Origin of the sequence: Rahnella sikkimica, from assembly GCF_002951615.1 — a bacterium.
Taxonomy (GTDB): domain Bacteria; phylum Pseudomonadota; class Gammaproteobacteria; order Enterobacterales; family Enterobacteriaceae; genus Rahnella; species Rahnella sikkimica.
Genome location: NZ_CP019062.1, coordinates 2,005,241 through 2,020,678, shown reverse-complemented (window position 1 = coordinate 2,020,678; position 15,438 = coordinate 2,005,241). Strand labels below are relative to the sequence as shown.

Sequence of the window (15,438 nt, the reverse complement as noted above, 5' to 3'; positions counted from 1 at the left end):
GTGGATTTCGCCACTTATTCAAGCAGTTTTGCCCGCGTCCAGGGTTGTTTGCCTGTGATTTGTGAGGCGATCTGTTCGATCAGTTGTTGCGTCGGTGCTTTCTTGCCATAACTCATCAGGGACAGAGGAAGAATAAGCAGGAAAACCAAAGGAGTGAATGTGAAATAGCGCATGTCGCAGTCGCGTTGCGTATATAAAAAGATTCCACTGCAGATACTCCCGAGAATAAACCCTGAGACCACTTCGCTCACTGAATGAACATGCAATGCGAGCCGGCTGATACCCACCATGAAGGCAATAATATACCCAACAGTAACCATCAACTTGCGTCTGTCAGGTTGAAAGCGTTGGCCTATTAACCAGAACATCACTGGCCATAAAGTGGCGGACATCGTGGTATGTCCGCTAAAGCCTGTAAAATTAAATGTACTGCTGCCAATCCCCCAGGCGAGAAACAACAGCTTTGAGATGCTCACCGTTAGGCCAGAGATCCCAAGAGTAATCAGCCAGGTTAACGCTGTGGCGGGGCTTTTAACCTTCCATACGATAAACAACGCGAGGGTTAATCCGGTGGGCAATATGAGCATGCTGTCGCCAAAATAGGTCAGGAGATTCCAAAGCAAGATGTAGCCCTCGACGATCAATAATAAATTCTTTCGAAAAATCAATAGGAAAGTGTATCAGCAGGGCGTTCTCGAACGAACAATATTATCTGACCGGGGATTATTTTAGGACTGTATCCCGGTTTGTGGGGGGATTGCACAATTTGCCAAACTGAGAATACATTCATAATGTATTGTATTTTCTGAAATAGTTATTATTTGTATTGCAGTTATAGAGTGACAGTTTTAACTTTGATATTCCGCCACAATGAGAGGAAAGGGAAATGAAAGCTGCTGTTGTCAATAAAGACCATTCTGTTGATGTCGTTGAGAAAACTCTTCGTGCATTAGAGCATGGTGAAGCACTTTTACAGATGGAGTGCTGTGGTGTTTGTCATACGGATTTACATGTAAAAAATGGGGATTTTGGTGACAAAACTGGCGTGATACTGGGCCATGAAGGCATTGGTATCGTTAAGAAAATTGGTCCGGGCGTCACAGCGCTGAAAGTGGGTGATCGTGCGAGCGTCGCCTGGTTCTTCAAAGGCTGCGGGCATTGCGAATACTGTACCACCGGTAATGAAACACTCTGTCGTCAGGTTATAAATGCGGGGTATACCGCTGATGGCGGTATGGCAGAGGAATGTATCGTTTCAGCTGATTATGCGGTGAAAGTCCCGGACGGTTTGGAATCTGCCGCCGCCAGCAGCGTGACGTGCGCGGGTGTGACAACCTATAAAGCGGTCAAGGTTTCAGGCATTCAACCAGGTAAATGGATTGCTATTTATGGTCTGGGTGGTCTGGGCAATCTGGCGTTGCAGTATGCTAAGAATGTGTTCAATGCCAAGGTTATCGCTATCGATGTGAACGATCTTCAACTGGAATTTGCCGCTGAAATGGGCGCAGATCTGACCATCAATATGCTGAAAGAAGATGCAGCAAAAATCATTCAGGAAAAAGTGGGGGGTGCTCACGCTGCTGTTGTTACGGCCACAGCGAAATCGGCATTTAACTCTGCGGTTGACGCCATGCGTGCCGGTGGCCGTATCGTCGCTGTCGGCCTGCCTCCTGAATCCATGAGCCTGAATATTCCTCGTCTGGTGCTGGATGGCATTCAGGTTGTAGGTTCACTGGTAGGGACTCGTGAAGATCTTGCGGAAGCATTCCAGTTTGCCGCTGAAGGTAAAGTTGTACCCAAAGTCACTAAACGTCCATTGGGTGATATCAATGCTATTTTCCACGAAATGGAACAGGGCAAAATTAAAGGCAGAATGGTGATCGATTTTACTCACAAGTAAAATTTCCATCAGATGGGTGACGCTTACGACAAACACTCCGGCGTCACTCACGGCATGTTATCAAGATAATGCTGGCTAATCTGCGAATAAAAAAAAGCCCGCTCGGGGCGGGCTGAAAGGGGTAATGCGAGGGTCTTACACACTATGAAGGACAGTTCATAGTGGACACAGGAGAAGAAATGTTTTCCTCGGAAATAAAGGTAACAAACTCAGTGTCGATTTATGTCAAACCTAAGTAAGTTTATTCTGCAACATGTAACAGTCCGGTTGGTTATTCATCAGTTAAATAACGCTCAACGAGACGCGTCCAGTATGCGACACCGAAACTCAGGCTTTCGTCATTAAAGTTGTAGGCGGGGTTGTGCAGTACGGCGCTATCGCCATTTCCGAGGCGCAGGAAACAGCCGGGTTTTTGTTGCAGGAAATACGCAAAATCCTCACTGCCGGAAATAGGCGCAAGATTTTCAACCACATTATCTGCACCGATCAGCTCTTTTGCCACCTCCAGTGCGAACGCCGTTTCCTTATCATGATTAACCAGCACCGGATATCCCGGTACATATTCAATTTCAGCGCGCGCGCCATAGCCCGCGGCATGGTTAGATACCAGCGTACGGATACGCTCTTCCAGTATTTTGCGTACTCCTGCATCGAATGAACGGACGCTCATTTCAAGGCGCGCAGTTTCCGGGATCACGTTGGAGGCATGCCCTGAATGTAATGAGCCGATGGTGATAACGGCAGTTTCATTGGGATCGATATTACGGGAAATAATGGATTGCAGCGCCACAACGAGGCTGCTGGCGACCAGAATCGGATCAACAGTCATATGAGGGCGTGCGGCATGCCCGCCTTTGCCGTGAACAGTGATATTTACTGTATCGCAGGCTGCCATAAACGGGCCTGAGCGGAACATCATCTTCCCGATCGGGTAGCCGGGATGATTATGAAGACCGTAGACGGCGTCGCAAGGGAAGCGCTCGAATAGCTGTTCGGCCAGCATACGCTCTGCGCCACTGTTGAAACCAATTTCTTCAGCGGGTTGGAAAATCAGGTTCACTGTGCCTGAGAAATTTTTACTGCGCGCCAGTTGCCCGGCGGCTCCCAGAAGCATTGCGGTATGTCCATCATGGCCGCAGGCGTGCATTTTGCCCGGCAACTGACTTGCATAGCTAACTCCCGTCATTTCAGTGATGGGCAGGGCGTCCATATCTGCACGAATGCCGATGCTGCGTTTGCCTGTTCCCAGTGTCATTGATCCGATAACTCCGTGACCGCCGACGCCAGAGGTCACTTGATAGCCCAGTGCCCGAAGTTTATCGGCGACTAAAGCGGCGGTATCAGATTCTTCATTGGAAAGTTCAGGATTCTGATGCAGGTGTTGACGAACTTCACGCAGCCCAGGAATAAGGTCGGCCACGTCAGCGATGGTGCAAAATGATTTATTATTCATTATGAGGATCTGTTTTTGCCTGGAAGATATCCGGCCTGGATGACCGGTGCCACGTCATTGCAGGGAACAGAATGCAATGTGAAAACCTGGCTGGCAATCAATTAATAAGAGTAAAAACTGAGTTTTTAAAATTATGGAATGTTCAATTCAATCACGATATGTAATTGATGTAACAAGCTAAAGTTTTTACGCGATGTTACGCAATTAATGATTTTGACTCTGGACGGTTTGGCGGCATGCCTATACCGTTGTGTTGCGTGTAACGGAACAGGCAATGTTCAGAAATATCAGGCAAATGTTATGCATCCGCCTGATACGACGTCTCAAGAGAGTAAGAGTGTCAAAGAGGAGATAATCAGGATTATGCAGGCATGTAGCTAATGGAATGCTCCAGAGAATCACATTGGGAATCGATCAGCACATTCCAGGTCCCTTTATAAGGGATGCCAACGTAGGCTGTATTCTGATCGTTAACCATCAAAATATCGCCGAAACCTGAGTGACGTCCATTTCGCTCAATATCATTTTCACACATCAGATGGATGTGGCATTTTTCTGAACAACGAATGACGACGGTGTCGCCACCAAACAGACTCAATCTGGCTCGAACGATAGGCATGACTTTCCCCAATGAAGATAAAGTACCTGAAATACGCTGTAACCGAACACAACCTGGTTTTACGCCACCCAGACCGGGAGTGATTTTGGTCACATAACGCTCTTTACCCTATAAAACCAGACTAAAGCAGGGGGAATAATGACTTTAATCAAAACTTGTTAGATTCTTTTGGAGATTAATTATTCGCCAGTCATACATCTGTAAATGAAAACGATCATACTTTTGCTGATGCAGCGTAAATGTAGTTGCGCGGTTAATAACCGGTGGGAAATTTTTTTGGATGGTAACATCTGAAGATTATCTTTCTATGCAGCGATGGAGTGCATTCATTCGTTACAGGGTAATAAAATAGCTGCTTTTTCTTTCACAAGCTGACACCCTATAGGTGTATAGCATAGGCGTGCGCTTGAAATTGATTATTATCGGATTTTTACCGTCTCACCTGCGCAAAATGCGGGTGATGAAAAAAAACGTGCGCTACATTTTCTTATTTTCTCCAGTTATAAGGGCATCGGATGATTTGCTCCGAAAAATTCAAACATCTCAGTAACTTCAGCGCATTAGCCCTGGTTCTGAATGCGACTTTTAGCCTGCCGGTACACGCGGATGACTCACCGTTACGGGCATGTGGCAATGCAAAAACGGCCAAAGAGTGCCAGTTACCTTTTCAACAGGGACTTTCCGCTGTACTGGTTGGGTTATCACGTGAGGCACAGTGGGGTTATCTCGATACCTCCGGGCACATGGCAATCAAACCCGATTTCAGCGACGCCCGTGGATTTGTTAATGATCTCGCCGTTGTGAAAAAAGGCGATCAGTACGGCTATATCGATAAGAAAGGGCACTGGGTTATTGAACCCCGTTTTACCCGCGCCACTGATTTCAATGCACAGGGTACAGCGCTGGTCGTCACGGATAATCGCCTGGCATTAATTGACCGTAAAGGCGCAGTTGTGAAAACGCTGCCGTTTGCCGTTTCCCTGGATAGCCAGGGTTTTGCAGGCGGACAGGCGCTGGCCAGCGTACAAACGCAGGTCTCCCCGGCGTTGTGGAATGCTGCTACGGACCGTTCTCTTTCGCTGCCTGACGATGTTATGGCACTTGATTTGCCGCAGTCAGGGCTTATCCCGGCGAAAAAGCGTGATTCAGCAAACGACGGTTACTGGGGATATCTGGACGAAAACGGTGACTGGGTCATTGATCCCATGATCCTGAAAACCCGTGATGAACCCCAGCTCAGTGGCGACGTAGTCGCGGTCAAAATCAAAAGTCTGTGGAGCTTTGTTGATCGTCAGGGCGTTTCATTAAACAAAGAACAGTATAAATCGGTACGTCCTCTTTCCTCCGGTAGCTGGCTGGTAACCGGCAGCGATAATTCGAAACAATTGCTCAGCAGAAAACTGGAAAAAATTCAGGATATTGCTGCCGATCAGTCCGAGAAGATTATCGTCTGGGGAAAGGCCACGCTGGGAACGGGCAGCAAAGGCATCATCATTGTTGGAGCCGATAACCAGATTGTTTCCCTGAAAGTGAATAAACCTCAATTCCTGCAACAGGATAACCGCCTATGGATTATGCAGACAGAGAGCAAGGTGCCGCAGGTTGTTCAGGTTTATGACAATAATGGCGTTGCGTTACTTAATGATGCCACGCTCGCAGCACTGAAAGATTATCAGGCGAAGCCGCTCGGTACATCAGTGCTGGCAGAAGATATCGCCGCACTACCGGAAGCTACTGCAGATGCATCGCACACACTGCCATGGGCGATTCTGACACCTGCCGATACCGCAAAACCACCGGCAATACTGACTTCGCAGGGTAATGTTCTTTCTGACCCTCAGTGGGCGGCAATCGATGCTGATGCTTCCCAGGCTCCACTGATCATCCATACACAAACTCAAAAAGTGGGTGCAGTAGACGGTGCGGGTAAATGGGTTATCCAGCCGGTTTATCAGCAGATCAACACGTTTAGTGGTGATTACACCTGGGCCGTAGAAAACAGTAATAATACCGACACCAAACGTTTAATTGATCGTAATGGCAATGCAACCGATGTGCCTGAGGATATTCTACAAAACGCTCAGCGTATTTCCGGCGGACTGCTGTATTACACCGAAGGCACGAACGATGCCCGCCGCTGGGGCTTGTGGGATATTGCGAGCAAGAGTATCAAAGCCGTCCCTCAGTTTACTCAAATCGAGTCTTTCAATGAGGGATATGCTCTGGCGAAAGACGATGCCGGATGGGGGGTTATCGGAACCAACGGCACATGGGCAATTACTCCGGATTCGAGCCGCGGCGGTAAATTCCAATATATCGGGCAGGACGTTTTCACTTTATCTGATAATGATCAACCGGGCGAACGCAGCGATCTCTCCAGTCATTACAGCCTTTACAGCGCAAACAGCGGTCAGGTTATCGTTGAAGATCTGCTTGCGAGGCCACAATCCGTCGGACAGGGGCACTGGCTGGTTCAGCCTTCAGAAGGAGGCGTGGCGCTGTTAGACAGCGCGGGCCGTTATCCTGTCAGTAAAGCGATTGCAGCTTCATCAAGCTCAGTGCAAGGCGACTGGGTAATGCTGAGTTTCTCCCCCCACTTTGGCGCGATTAACGTGCAGGGTGACTGGCAAATTCAGCCTCTTTATACGGCAGAATTCAATTTCATTTCACCCCTGAACTGGAGCCGTGCGGTCAGCGACGGTCACACCACACTGATCAATGATCACGGTGCTGTTCCGCTGGATGGTTTTGAACAAGCTTTACCGCTTAATTCGCTGGTGCGTCTGACTATGAATGATGACGTGACCGGCGAAACCGTGCTTTATGACAATGAAGGCAATGAGATCCAGCGTTTTGCCGGGCTCGACAGTTTGCAGGCAAACAAAGCCAGTGCCGGTGTTATTCCGTTACGTGATAACAAAGGGCTTTATGGTTTCGTTGATCAACAAGGTAAGAAGCTGATCGGTTCTTATTTTGATCAGGTTGGCGCAATGAATAATAACTTTGCCACGGCCATGAAAAAATCGACTTACGGAAACCTGTTCGGTTATATCACCACAACCGGCCGTTTCGCTATTTTGCCTAAATTTGATTGGGCTGATGATTTCAGCGAGAAACATGCCTGGGCGGGCGGCAAAGGTGTAGTCAGTCTGCTGAACGCGGAAGGTGCCGTTCAGGCGAAAATTCAGGTGCGTTGTAATCAGCGCGTAATCGTGGACGTAAAAGGCGCTTATCTCTGGCCTGTTAAAGCGCCATCATGCGGTACCGGGGGTAATTAATGATTGTCAGCAAACCTTCAAGGCTACGGACAGCACTTATTTGCGCATTGAATACCAGTGGCGCACTGGCCTTATTGACGCTGACAGCTTCTGCAAATGCGGCAGAGTTCTCCGGTTGCTTTACTCCGTTGCCTGCTTCGCAAAACGATGCACAACTGCGTAATGCGCTGCCGGTAGTACAAAACCTGTGTATTCGTGATGTTCGCGAAGGACGTGCCGCAGTGCTTTTGCCTGCAGCAGATGCAACCTCAGAGCGCTGGGGCTTTCTGGATAATCAGGGGCAACTGGTCATTAAACCTGTCTTTGACGATGTCGGCGATTATCACTATGGCGTCGCAGCGGCTAAACAACAGGGGAAGTGGGGATTCATCGATACCAACGGGAACTGGCTGATTCAGCCTGGTTTCGATGCGGTACAACCGTTTACTGAATCGGGTTTAGCCGTCGTCACCGTGGCTGGGAAATCACAGATTATCGATCGTAAAGGTGTGCAGGTTGGTAAAGCGCTTGATGATCTCGTGGACGAGGCCATTTTGAGTAATGGTCTTCCGGCTCGCTTACAGTTGTCGTTTAACAGCGTGCTTCTTTCCCCCGATGGTGTCCGCCATGTTGCAACAGACAAAATGGAAGTGACAGAGCCTTTTGGTTCTCAGGGGTTATTCATCGCATTCGATGCCAGTAAAGGCTTCGGCATTGTAGATGAAAATCTTACCTGGCGTGTTGCGCCACAGTACATCGCAATGACTCTCGATCCGCGCAATCCTGCCGTTGCACTTGCGAAGAATTCCGACGGAATTACGTTAATCCGGGCAGACGGCGTTCAGGATGAGCACAAGTATTTATCTGTGAGCGAAGAGACGGGTGCTTTCTGGCTGGCAAAAACGGCGGATGGCGTGAAGTTACTGGATAACTCCGCCGTCGTTATCGCAACGTTTAGCGATTCTGACGCCGCCGCTCTGCGGGTTTCGGGTGACTATGTCCTCAACCCAACGGCAAAAGATACTCTCACCGTTTTTGTTCCCGGTCGTAAACAACCTCTTACATTACCTATCGCCAGCGAACCGTGGGGGCAGACCACCGGTGAGTTTTTGTTGACTACCCGCGGTGAGCAGAAAAAAGTGAACGCGATAATTTCGCCTTCAGGCGGAATGATTGGTGGTGCTCAGAATGTCGGCTGGCTGGCGCAAATTTCTAGTGCGGAAGTGATCAGTCACCGTCTGTGGCTGCGCAATGATCGGGGCGATGTCGTCAATGTTGTTGATGCGACCGGAAAGGCGCTGCTGAATCAGAAGACGATCAGCGCGCTTGAAAATAGCCGGATTGAACCGCTCAACGCTGGTGATGAAAACGTTACCGCGCAGTCGCCACTGGCTCTGATTCGACCTGAGGCAGGAACCAGCAAAACAGGTGCAGGTTTCCTTAAACCTGACGGCTCTCTGCAAATTGACAACAAATGGCAGGATATCGAATCAGCGGACAGCAGCGCGGATATCGGGCAATTTATTGTCAGAACGGCTGACGGCACCGGGGTGATTGATGCGCAAGGGAAAGTGATCATTCCTCTGACAGAAGATAACATTTCTCCGTTTGTTCAAGGCTATGCGCTGGATTATCTGGACGGCAAGCTGACGGCGCTCGACCACGCGGGTAAGCATTATAATCTGCCGGATGTGTTCGATCTCGAGTCAGTCGGTAACGGCTGGTTCCGCTATCACGAAACGGCGGCGGAAGGAGCATTGTGGGGAGTTTGCGATGCCATCAATCAGAAAATGGTCGTTCAACCTACCTATCTGAGTGTGGGTGATTATGCCAGCAATCAGGTTGCTGTTCAGACGCCAAATGCTCTTTGGGGAATACTCGACGGTCAGGGCAAAACGGTGGTGGACGCTAAATATGCCAACGTTAGGCGCATCAATTCCGCTCTCTGGCTGCTGACACAACCGGCGACTGACAGTCAGCCTGAGTCCGGCGTAATTGCAGAAATTATCGGCAACGATACGAAAACCCGAATTGCCCCGACTGCAGGATTAGCGGTGAATCAGTTTAGCGATGGCCGTATTCTGGCAACGTCAGCCGCCGGACAATCCTGGCTGCTGGACGCCAAAGGTAATATCGAGCTTCACGAGCAGCAAACCCGTATCAGCGCGCTGGGCGACTGGGTGAAACTATCCCGTCAGCCGCAGGAAGGTTATTTATCCGCGCAGGGTGACTGGCAGATCCAGCCCGCCATCGATATTCAGGGATCCCGTTTTGTACAAGGGCGCGCATTGCGTTCAACAGCTGCCGGATCTGAGCTGATTGACGACAAAGGTGCGCGTTTAGCCTCGATGCCTGAAGGGAAATGGGACATCCCTACGGGCAGTACGTGGTCTGTTTCTTATGATCCGCAAAACAGTGAAGCCGCAACCCGCTATGTCGATAATACCGGCAAACTGGTTCTGACTGTGGCAGGTTTCGCCAGCCGTATGGTTGACGGACATGCGGTCCTGACACGCGCTGATGGCTCAAAAACCTGGATTGACGGGCAGGGGAAACCGGCTGATGCAATTTCTTACGCCGATCTCGGTTTGCCTCAGGACGGTTTGGCATTTGCTAAAGCAGATAATGCTTACGGCTTTGTGGATATGCAGGGCAACTACGTGATCGCACCTGTTTACAGTGCAGTTTCCCCGTTCGACGGTGGGGTTGCCGTTGTCTCGACACCTGCAATGTCGATGATGCTCGATAAGACAGGCAAACCGCTTGCGCGGGTTGACAAAGAATGCGGTATTTCTGTTTTATACGGCGCCGGTAGCGCGCGCCAGTGGCCGCAGAAAATGCCGGATAATTGTAAGCCCTGAGCCTGATGCTTTGCGTTCAAAACCCGCGGCGGCGGGTTTTTTTGTGCTAATGTTTAACTGTAATGGCAGTGAACTATCTCAATTGAAAGGATAAATTATGATCCCGCAGATCCCGCTTAAATACAGGGACGCAGAACGCTGGTCGTTCGGTGATACTGAATCGTCAGCAGATGAGCTGGCCAAGCGTGTTATCGCCGGTACTAAAACAGCGACCTGCTCAAATCTTGATGACGATCCGGAACCCGAACCGGGCGAAGTGTTTGTTGTGGTTGATGGCCGTAACAATCCGGTTTGTGCAGTACAACTGACGGAAGTAAAACAGGTTCCGTTTGATCAGGTGACCGAGCAGCATGCCTGGGAAGAAGGTGAAGGTGACAGAACGCTTGCATACTGGCGTAAAGAGCACCAGCGTTTCTTCGAAGAGTACGAAATGTTTGAGCCGACGATGCCCCTGTTGCTCATGAAGTTCCGGATGATCGAAAAGTTCTAATCTCATCACGTGGCCTGATAAGGAAAATCAGGCCAAAAAAACACCAGGCATAAGATCTACCTGATGTTGTCGATCTGTCGTTCAGGAATGAGTCATGTCCGCCAATTCAGCAAACCCCCATACGCTTTCACCCCCGGAAATACCGTATTTCAGCCAGTGGGAAGATCCGACCTGTGCCGCGGGGATTATCGCCGGTGATATTGCGCTCAGCGATATCCGCCTCTGGCGTCAGTCCGGTGCGGCTTCTCAGGAAGAATTTATCGAATGGGCTAATCATGTCTGCGGAATGTGCTGCCTGAAAATGGTGCTGGCGGCGGTTTCAGGAACCGTTGTGCCCATTCTTGAGCTAACCCAGCGCAGTCTGGCGTATGGCGCTTATGTCCGTGAAGGGAATAATATCAAAGGGCTGATTTATGCGCCGTTTGTTGAGTATTTACGTCAGGAATTAGGGCTGACCGCACAGGTTAAAGTGGATATTTCTGCGGAAGATATTGCTTCACAGCTGAATTTGCACCGGTTTTTTATTGCCTCAGTGCATCCGTCGATTCGTATTCCTGAATCTGTTCCGCCGGGTAAGGGAGGACATCTGGTTCTGGTCACACGGGCTAATGCCGGATTTGTGACTTTCCATAACCCGTCGGGTCACGATATCACCACGCAGCAGGATGTGACTTTGCCGGTAGAAACTTTTGCCCGATTTTTTGCCGGGCGGGGAATTGCTCTGGTTTCCAATACAAACTGACCGCAAGCGGCATGGCGAACTCAATCCCGTTCGCCATGCTGTGTTACTCCAGTCGCATAATCCATTCATCATTCTGCTTATCGTACTTTTCCTTGTACAACACAGAATGACGGCCATCGACAACCGCCGGGACACTGGTGAGGTCATCCCAGGCATCAAGTTGCATACACAAATCAGGATCTGATTTGCACGGTATATGTACTTTATCGCCACCCTTTGCTTCAGGCGTTGAAAGATGTGCATCGTCAATTTCATAACTGCCAATTCTGATACTCGATTTTCCCATCAGATACTCCTTGCCAAGATAGCGCCGGTGATTTCAGCAACATCAGGTATGACCAGTTGGTCAGCCTGATCTGAGAATAGCCGACAGCACAAAAAGTGCCACTGGATTTTTTCATGTCAGTGAAGAAGAGGGTTTCAGAAGGCGCTAAACAAAAAGGAGATGATTAGGAGCCGGTTTTTGCATAACGCCCAGACTCCTCAATCTGTTTTCAGAGTGGATTGAATCTGATGGAGACCGGCATTGCGTTGATCTGATTACGGCCATTATTTTTGGACAGATACAGCGCTTCATCCGCTGCACTGACAATATCCGACTGATCTTCGATATCCGGATCCTGATCTGGCCTGTAGGTCGCAATGCCCTGACTGATGGTCACGCGGTTAAACTCGCTGAAACTGTGCTTGATGCCCAGCGTTTCAATTGATTCCATGATGTGTTGAGCGACAATCCAGGCACCTTTCAAATCGGTATCCGGCAATATCGCCGCAAATTCTTCGCCGCCAAAACGGGTCACCACGTCGGTACTGCGTTTCAGCGATTTTCGCAATGTCCTGGCAACAAGGCGCAGGCAGGCATCACCTGAAAGGTGACCGTAATGATCGTTGAAATGCTTGAAATAATCGATGTCGATCATCACTACAGTCAGCGGGGTACGGTTACGTTTTGCGCGCATATATTCGTGGCTAAGCACTTTTTTAAATTCGCGGCGGTTCGGCAGCTTGGTCAATGAGTCGGTACGCGCCTGAATTTCAAGACGACGGTTGGCTTTAACCAGTTTCAGTTCGAGCAATTTACGTTCATGAACGTCTTCCGCGGTGCCGTACCAGCGCTGAATTGAGCCGTCTGGCGCATAACTGGCCGCTGCTCGGATACGCATCCAGTTCCAGCCACGATCAACGTGGCAAAAGCGGACTTCAATATCCAGAGGCGCGCCGGTTTTAAGGCATTGTTCCCAGGTCTGAACCGCAGCGCGGCGGTCTTCGACATGCATACTCTGGATCCATTTATCCGCCAGAATATCCTGACGCGTCATACCGGTGATGCGTTGAAAACGCGAGCTGACGTCATTGAGCATGCCACGCGGATCGGCGGTCCACGGGATTTGCGGGTTCAGTTCCACCATATTGCGGTAGTGCTCCTGACTTTCGCGCAGAGCCCGCTCCATACGTTTGAGACTGGTGATGTCCGTCATCGCCACAGAAAGACCGTTCAGCTGGTTTTGGCCGTCGCAGGCCGCTTTGATGCGCACGAAGAAAACCTGATTCTTGCCCGGAACGGAGAATTCACGGTCAGGCGTGGTTTCATTACGCATCGCCAGCTCCAGTGCATTACTGAGCAGAGGCGAAAGGCCTGGCAGAAATACGCCGATTTTGCGCCCAATGGCTTCATAGGGTTGCAGGCCAATAATATTGGCCATCGCATCATTCACGGTGACATAACGCATTTGCAAATCAATGAAGCACAGGCCCACGGGGGCATTGGAATAAATGGTTTCGAGCTGAAAAAGGCGCTGTCCCGGCGACTGATCCAGGCTGGTCAGATTGCGATCTATACCCCGGTAGCCGCGAAAATTACCGTCGTTATCAAACAACGGAACCCCGCTGGTTTCCAGAATAACTTCTGTGCCATCCGGGCGGATATTACGGTTAAGCAATCCGCCAAAAGGGGCGCGACGTTCAACAATCGCAGCAAACTGTTCACCTACGCGTTTGGCTTCATCAGGCGGCATGAAGTCAAAGGGCGTTTTGCCTAAAACTTGTTCGGGCGGAATGCCAAGAAACTCGATGCACTTGTTTGAGGAGAAGACGTAACGTCCTTGTGCATCGACTTCCCAGATCCAGTCAGAATTGTTATCGATAATATCCCGCAGACTGGCCATTTGCTGTAAAAGCAGGCCATCTGCTGATTCGAGTTTCATTTCATCCGACATGATACTTCTCCGACTGGCAGGTCTTTACTCAACATCAGGCTCGATGATTTATATCTACAAATGATATATCACTGGCAATGTTATCTTGAGGGCAATAATACATGTCAGGCTAGGATTTTTCCTACTTATAATTCCATTCACCTTTCTGGATAAAATAAACAGATATCCAATATATGCAGCACAAAATTTTTCACAGTCATTTGTTCTGTGAAGTTTGTCATTCCGATTTCACCTAAAAATGTACCTGCACAGCATCGGTTCAAATGCGCCGCTGAATTATTTTTTGTGGAATTTAAGGAAGCGTTATTAGAATAATCTGCGCCAGCAGGAGGACCCTGTGGCACAGAAAATCACGAAAAGAGTTTAAGTCATTAATCGTTCGATAGCGTGTGGTGTCGCGTTGCTCCGTCTCTGACCAGTTCACGTGGCAGGCTGTTTTTGATACGGCTCCCGATCTTTTTTGCAAGCCCCAGCGGCTGATTAGCCCATGTCACCAGGCATTCATCCGTCGTCGGCGTGTTTTCAGGATAAATATCGACGCCACGCAGCCAGTTTTGTGCCAGTTCGTCATCTACATCAAAGCGGTTGCTGGCGTCATTAACGCTGAAAGCGACCACGGCTTCGTGTTGCCAGCGGAAACCTTTTGGAAAGCGTTCTGCCAGGCGGATGCCAATTCGCGAAAATCTGACTTTGCCAAATAGGGGTTCCAGCACGGCCGGGAAGATCCAGATTTCTTTGTCGCGCTGCCACAAGGTGTATTGTTTTTCCGGCCATGAAAGTCCTGAGCTGGCGGCGGCTTTGATGATTTCGGCGCTGTCCTGACGCGAAAGCGGCGAGAACGGGAAGCGGCCGACTTTATATCCGGGAACAGGCAGGCGTGGTACGGAGTTTGTTTTACGAAAACGGGCAACAAAGAAACCTTCGCTGTCATAAATTTGAGGGAATACGTGGAGATAGCCTTCCTGCGTTATCGCTTTTTGCGCGCCATCAAATAAATCCCCAAGTGATTCCGTTTCCACGGCGCCCGCATAGGTTTCCATCAACCACTGGCAAACCTGCTGATTTTCCAGCGCATTCAGGGTGCAGGTGGAATACACCAGAACGCCGCCCGGTTTTAATGCGTGAAACGCGCTGTCGATGAGTTCGCGCTGGGTCGCAGCAATTTCTGCCACGCTGGTTTCTGACCAGTTGCTCATGGCATCGGGGTCTTTTCGAATGACGCCTTCGCCGGAGCAGGGTGCATCAAGCAAAACGGCATCAAACGTTTCGGGCAACGCAGCACCGAATACGCGTCCGTCGAAGTGGGTCAGGGCGGTATTGCTCACGCCACAGCGGCTGACGTTTGCATGCAGCACTTTCACACGGCTGGCCGAATATTCATTGGCAACGATGCCACCCCGATTTTCCATCTGCGCGGCAATTTGTGTGGTTTTTGACCCCGGCGCGGCGGCCACGTCCATCACCAGCGTGGGTTGCGTGTCGTGAGCAAACAAAGCGGTCACGGGCAGCATGGAACTGGCTTCCTGAATGTAGAAAAGCCCGGCGAGATGCGCCAGCGCATTCCCTAAACGGGAATCATCCAGCGCGTGCCGGTTGATCCAAAAACCTTCCGCGCACCATGGCACCGGCTCTAACGCCCACTGATAGCCTGACGCCATTTCGAGAAAATTCGCCACGCTGATTTTCAGGGTATTGACCCGCAGACTGGGGCGGAGAGGTCGCTGGCATATCGCAATAAAATCTTCCATGGTCAGGCTGGCTGGCATGATTGCGCGCGTGGCGTCCAGAAAGGCGGCGGGTAATTTATCAGCGAAATCGCTGGCAGTGGTGAGTTTTGACAAGAGTAGGGTTCCAGAACTGAAGATGTTTTCTGCCGGTGAGTTTACCATATTTACACGCA

11 protein-coding genes are annotated in these 15,438 nt (G+C 49.9%); 5 read left to right on the top strand and 6 right to left on the bottom strand.

Features of this window, described 5'->3' with window-relative positions:
* Positions 1–14: 14 nt before the first annotated feature.
* Positions 15–623, bottom strand: a complete 609-nt coding sequence (locus BV494_RS09150; protein WP_104924758.1) for a phosphatase PAP2 family protein — start codon at positions 621–623, stop codon at positions 15–17.
* Positions 624–886: 263 nt separating this feature from the next.
* On the opposite strand from BV494_RS09150, the gene adhP reads away from it, so the two are divergent.
* On the top strand, positions 887–1,900 hold the full coding sequence (adhP, locus tag BV494_RS09145) for an alcohol dehydrogenase AdhP (protein ID WP_104922594.1): 1,014 nt from the start codon (positions 887–889) through the stop codon (positions 1,898–1,900).
* Positions 1,901–2,171: 271 nt separating this feature from the next.
* Here the strand turns inward: adhP and BV494_RS09140 are convergent, their stop codons facing one another.
* The gene (locus BV494_RS09140) at positions 2,172–3,353 is read right to left on the bottom strand and encodes a M20 aminoacylase family protein (protein WP_104922593.1); all 1,182 of its coding nucleotides are present in this window, start codon (positions 3,351–3,353) and stop codon (positions 2,172–2,174) included.
* 361 nt (positions 3,354–3,714) lie between these two features.
* On the bottom strand, positions 3,715–3,972 hold the full coding sequence (locus tag BV494_RS09135; protein WP_104922592.1) for a DUF1883 domain-containing protein: 258 nt from the start codon (positions 3,970–3,972) through the stop codon (positions 3,715–3,717).
* Between the two features lie 515 nt (positions 3,973–4,487).
* Here BV494_RS09135 and BV494_RS09130 point away from each other — a divergent pair.
* From BV494_RS09130 to BV494_RS09115, 4 genes are all read left to right on the top strand, one after another.
* On the top strand, positions 4,488–7,250 hold the full coding sequence (locus tag BV494_RS09130) for a WG repeat-containing protein (protein WP_104922591.1): 2,763 nt from the start codon (positions 4,488–4,490) through the stop codon (positions 7,248–7,250).
* Positions 7,250–10,090: a WG repeat-containing protein gene (locus tag BV494_RS09125; RefSeq protein ID WP_104922590.1), complete on the top strand. Its 2,841-nt coding sequence runs from the start codon at positions 7,250–7,252 to the stop codon at positions 10,088–10,090. The genes BV494_RS09130 and BV494_RS09125 overlap by 1 nt, the downstream gene beginning before the upstream one ends.
* A 97-nt stretch (positions 10,091–10,187) precedes the next feature.
* Complete coding sequence (locus BV494_RS09120) at positions 10,188–10,580, top strand: ASCH domain-containing protein (protein ID WP_104922589.1); 393 nt, start codon at positions 10,188–10,190, stop codon at positions 10,578–10,580.
* A gap of 94 nt (positions 10,581–10,674) precedes the next feature.
* Positions 10,675–11,322 (top strand): cysteine peptidase family C39 domain-containing protein, encoded by a 648-nt coding sequence (locus tag BV494_RS09115; protein WP_104922588.1) that lies wholly within the window; start codon positions 10,675–10,677, stop codon positions 11,320–11,322.
* A 43-nt stretch (positions 11,323–11,365) separates the two neighbouring features.
* On the opposite strand, the gene BV494_RS09110 is transcribed toward BV494_RS09115, so the two are convergent.
* The 3 genes from BV494_RS09110 to rsmF all read right to left on the bottom strand — a co-directional run bounded on the left by BV494_RS09110 (position 11,366) and on the right by rsmF (position 15,427).
* Positions 11,366–11,608, bottom strand: coding sequence for a DUF1480 family protein (locus BV494_RS09110; RefSeq protein ID WP_104922587.1), 243 nt, complete (start codon positions 11,606–11,608; stop codon positions 11,366–11,368).
* 208 nt (positions 11,609–11,816) lie between these two features.
* The gene (locus BV494_RS09105; RefSeq protein ID WP_104922586.1) at positions 11,817–13,538 is read right to left on the bottom strand and encodes a sensor domain-containing diguanylate cyclase; all 1,722 of its coding nucleotides are present in this window, start codon (positions 13,536–13,538) and stop codon (positions 11,817–11,819) included.
* Positions 13,539–13,909: 371 nt separating this feature from the next.
* Entirely contained in the window at positions 13,910–15,427 is a 1,518-nt protein-coding gene (rsmF, locus tag BV494_RS09100; protein WP_104922585.1) for a 16S rRNA (cytosine(1407)-C(5))-methyltransferase RsmF, read from the bottom strand.
* Positions 15,428–15,438 lie beyond the last annotated feature (11 nt).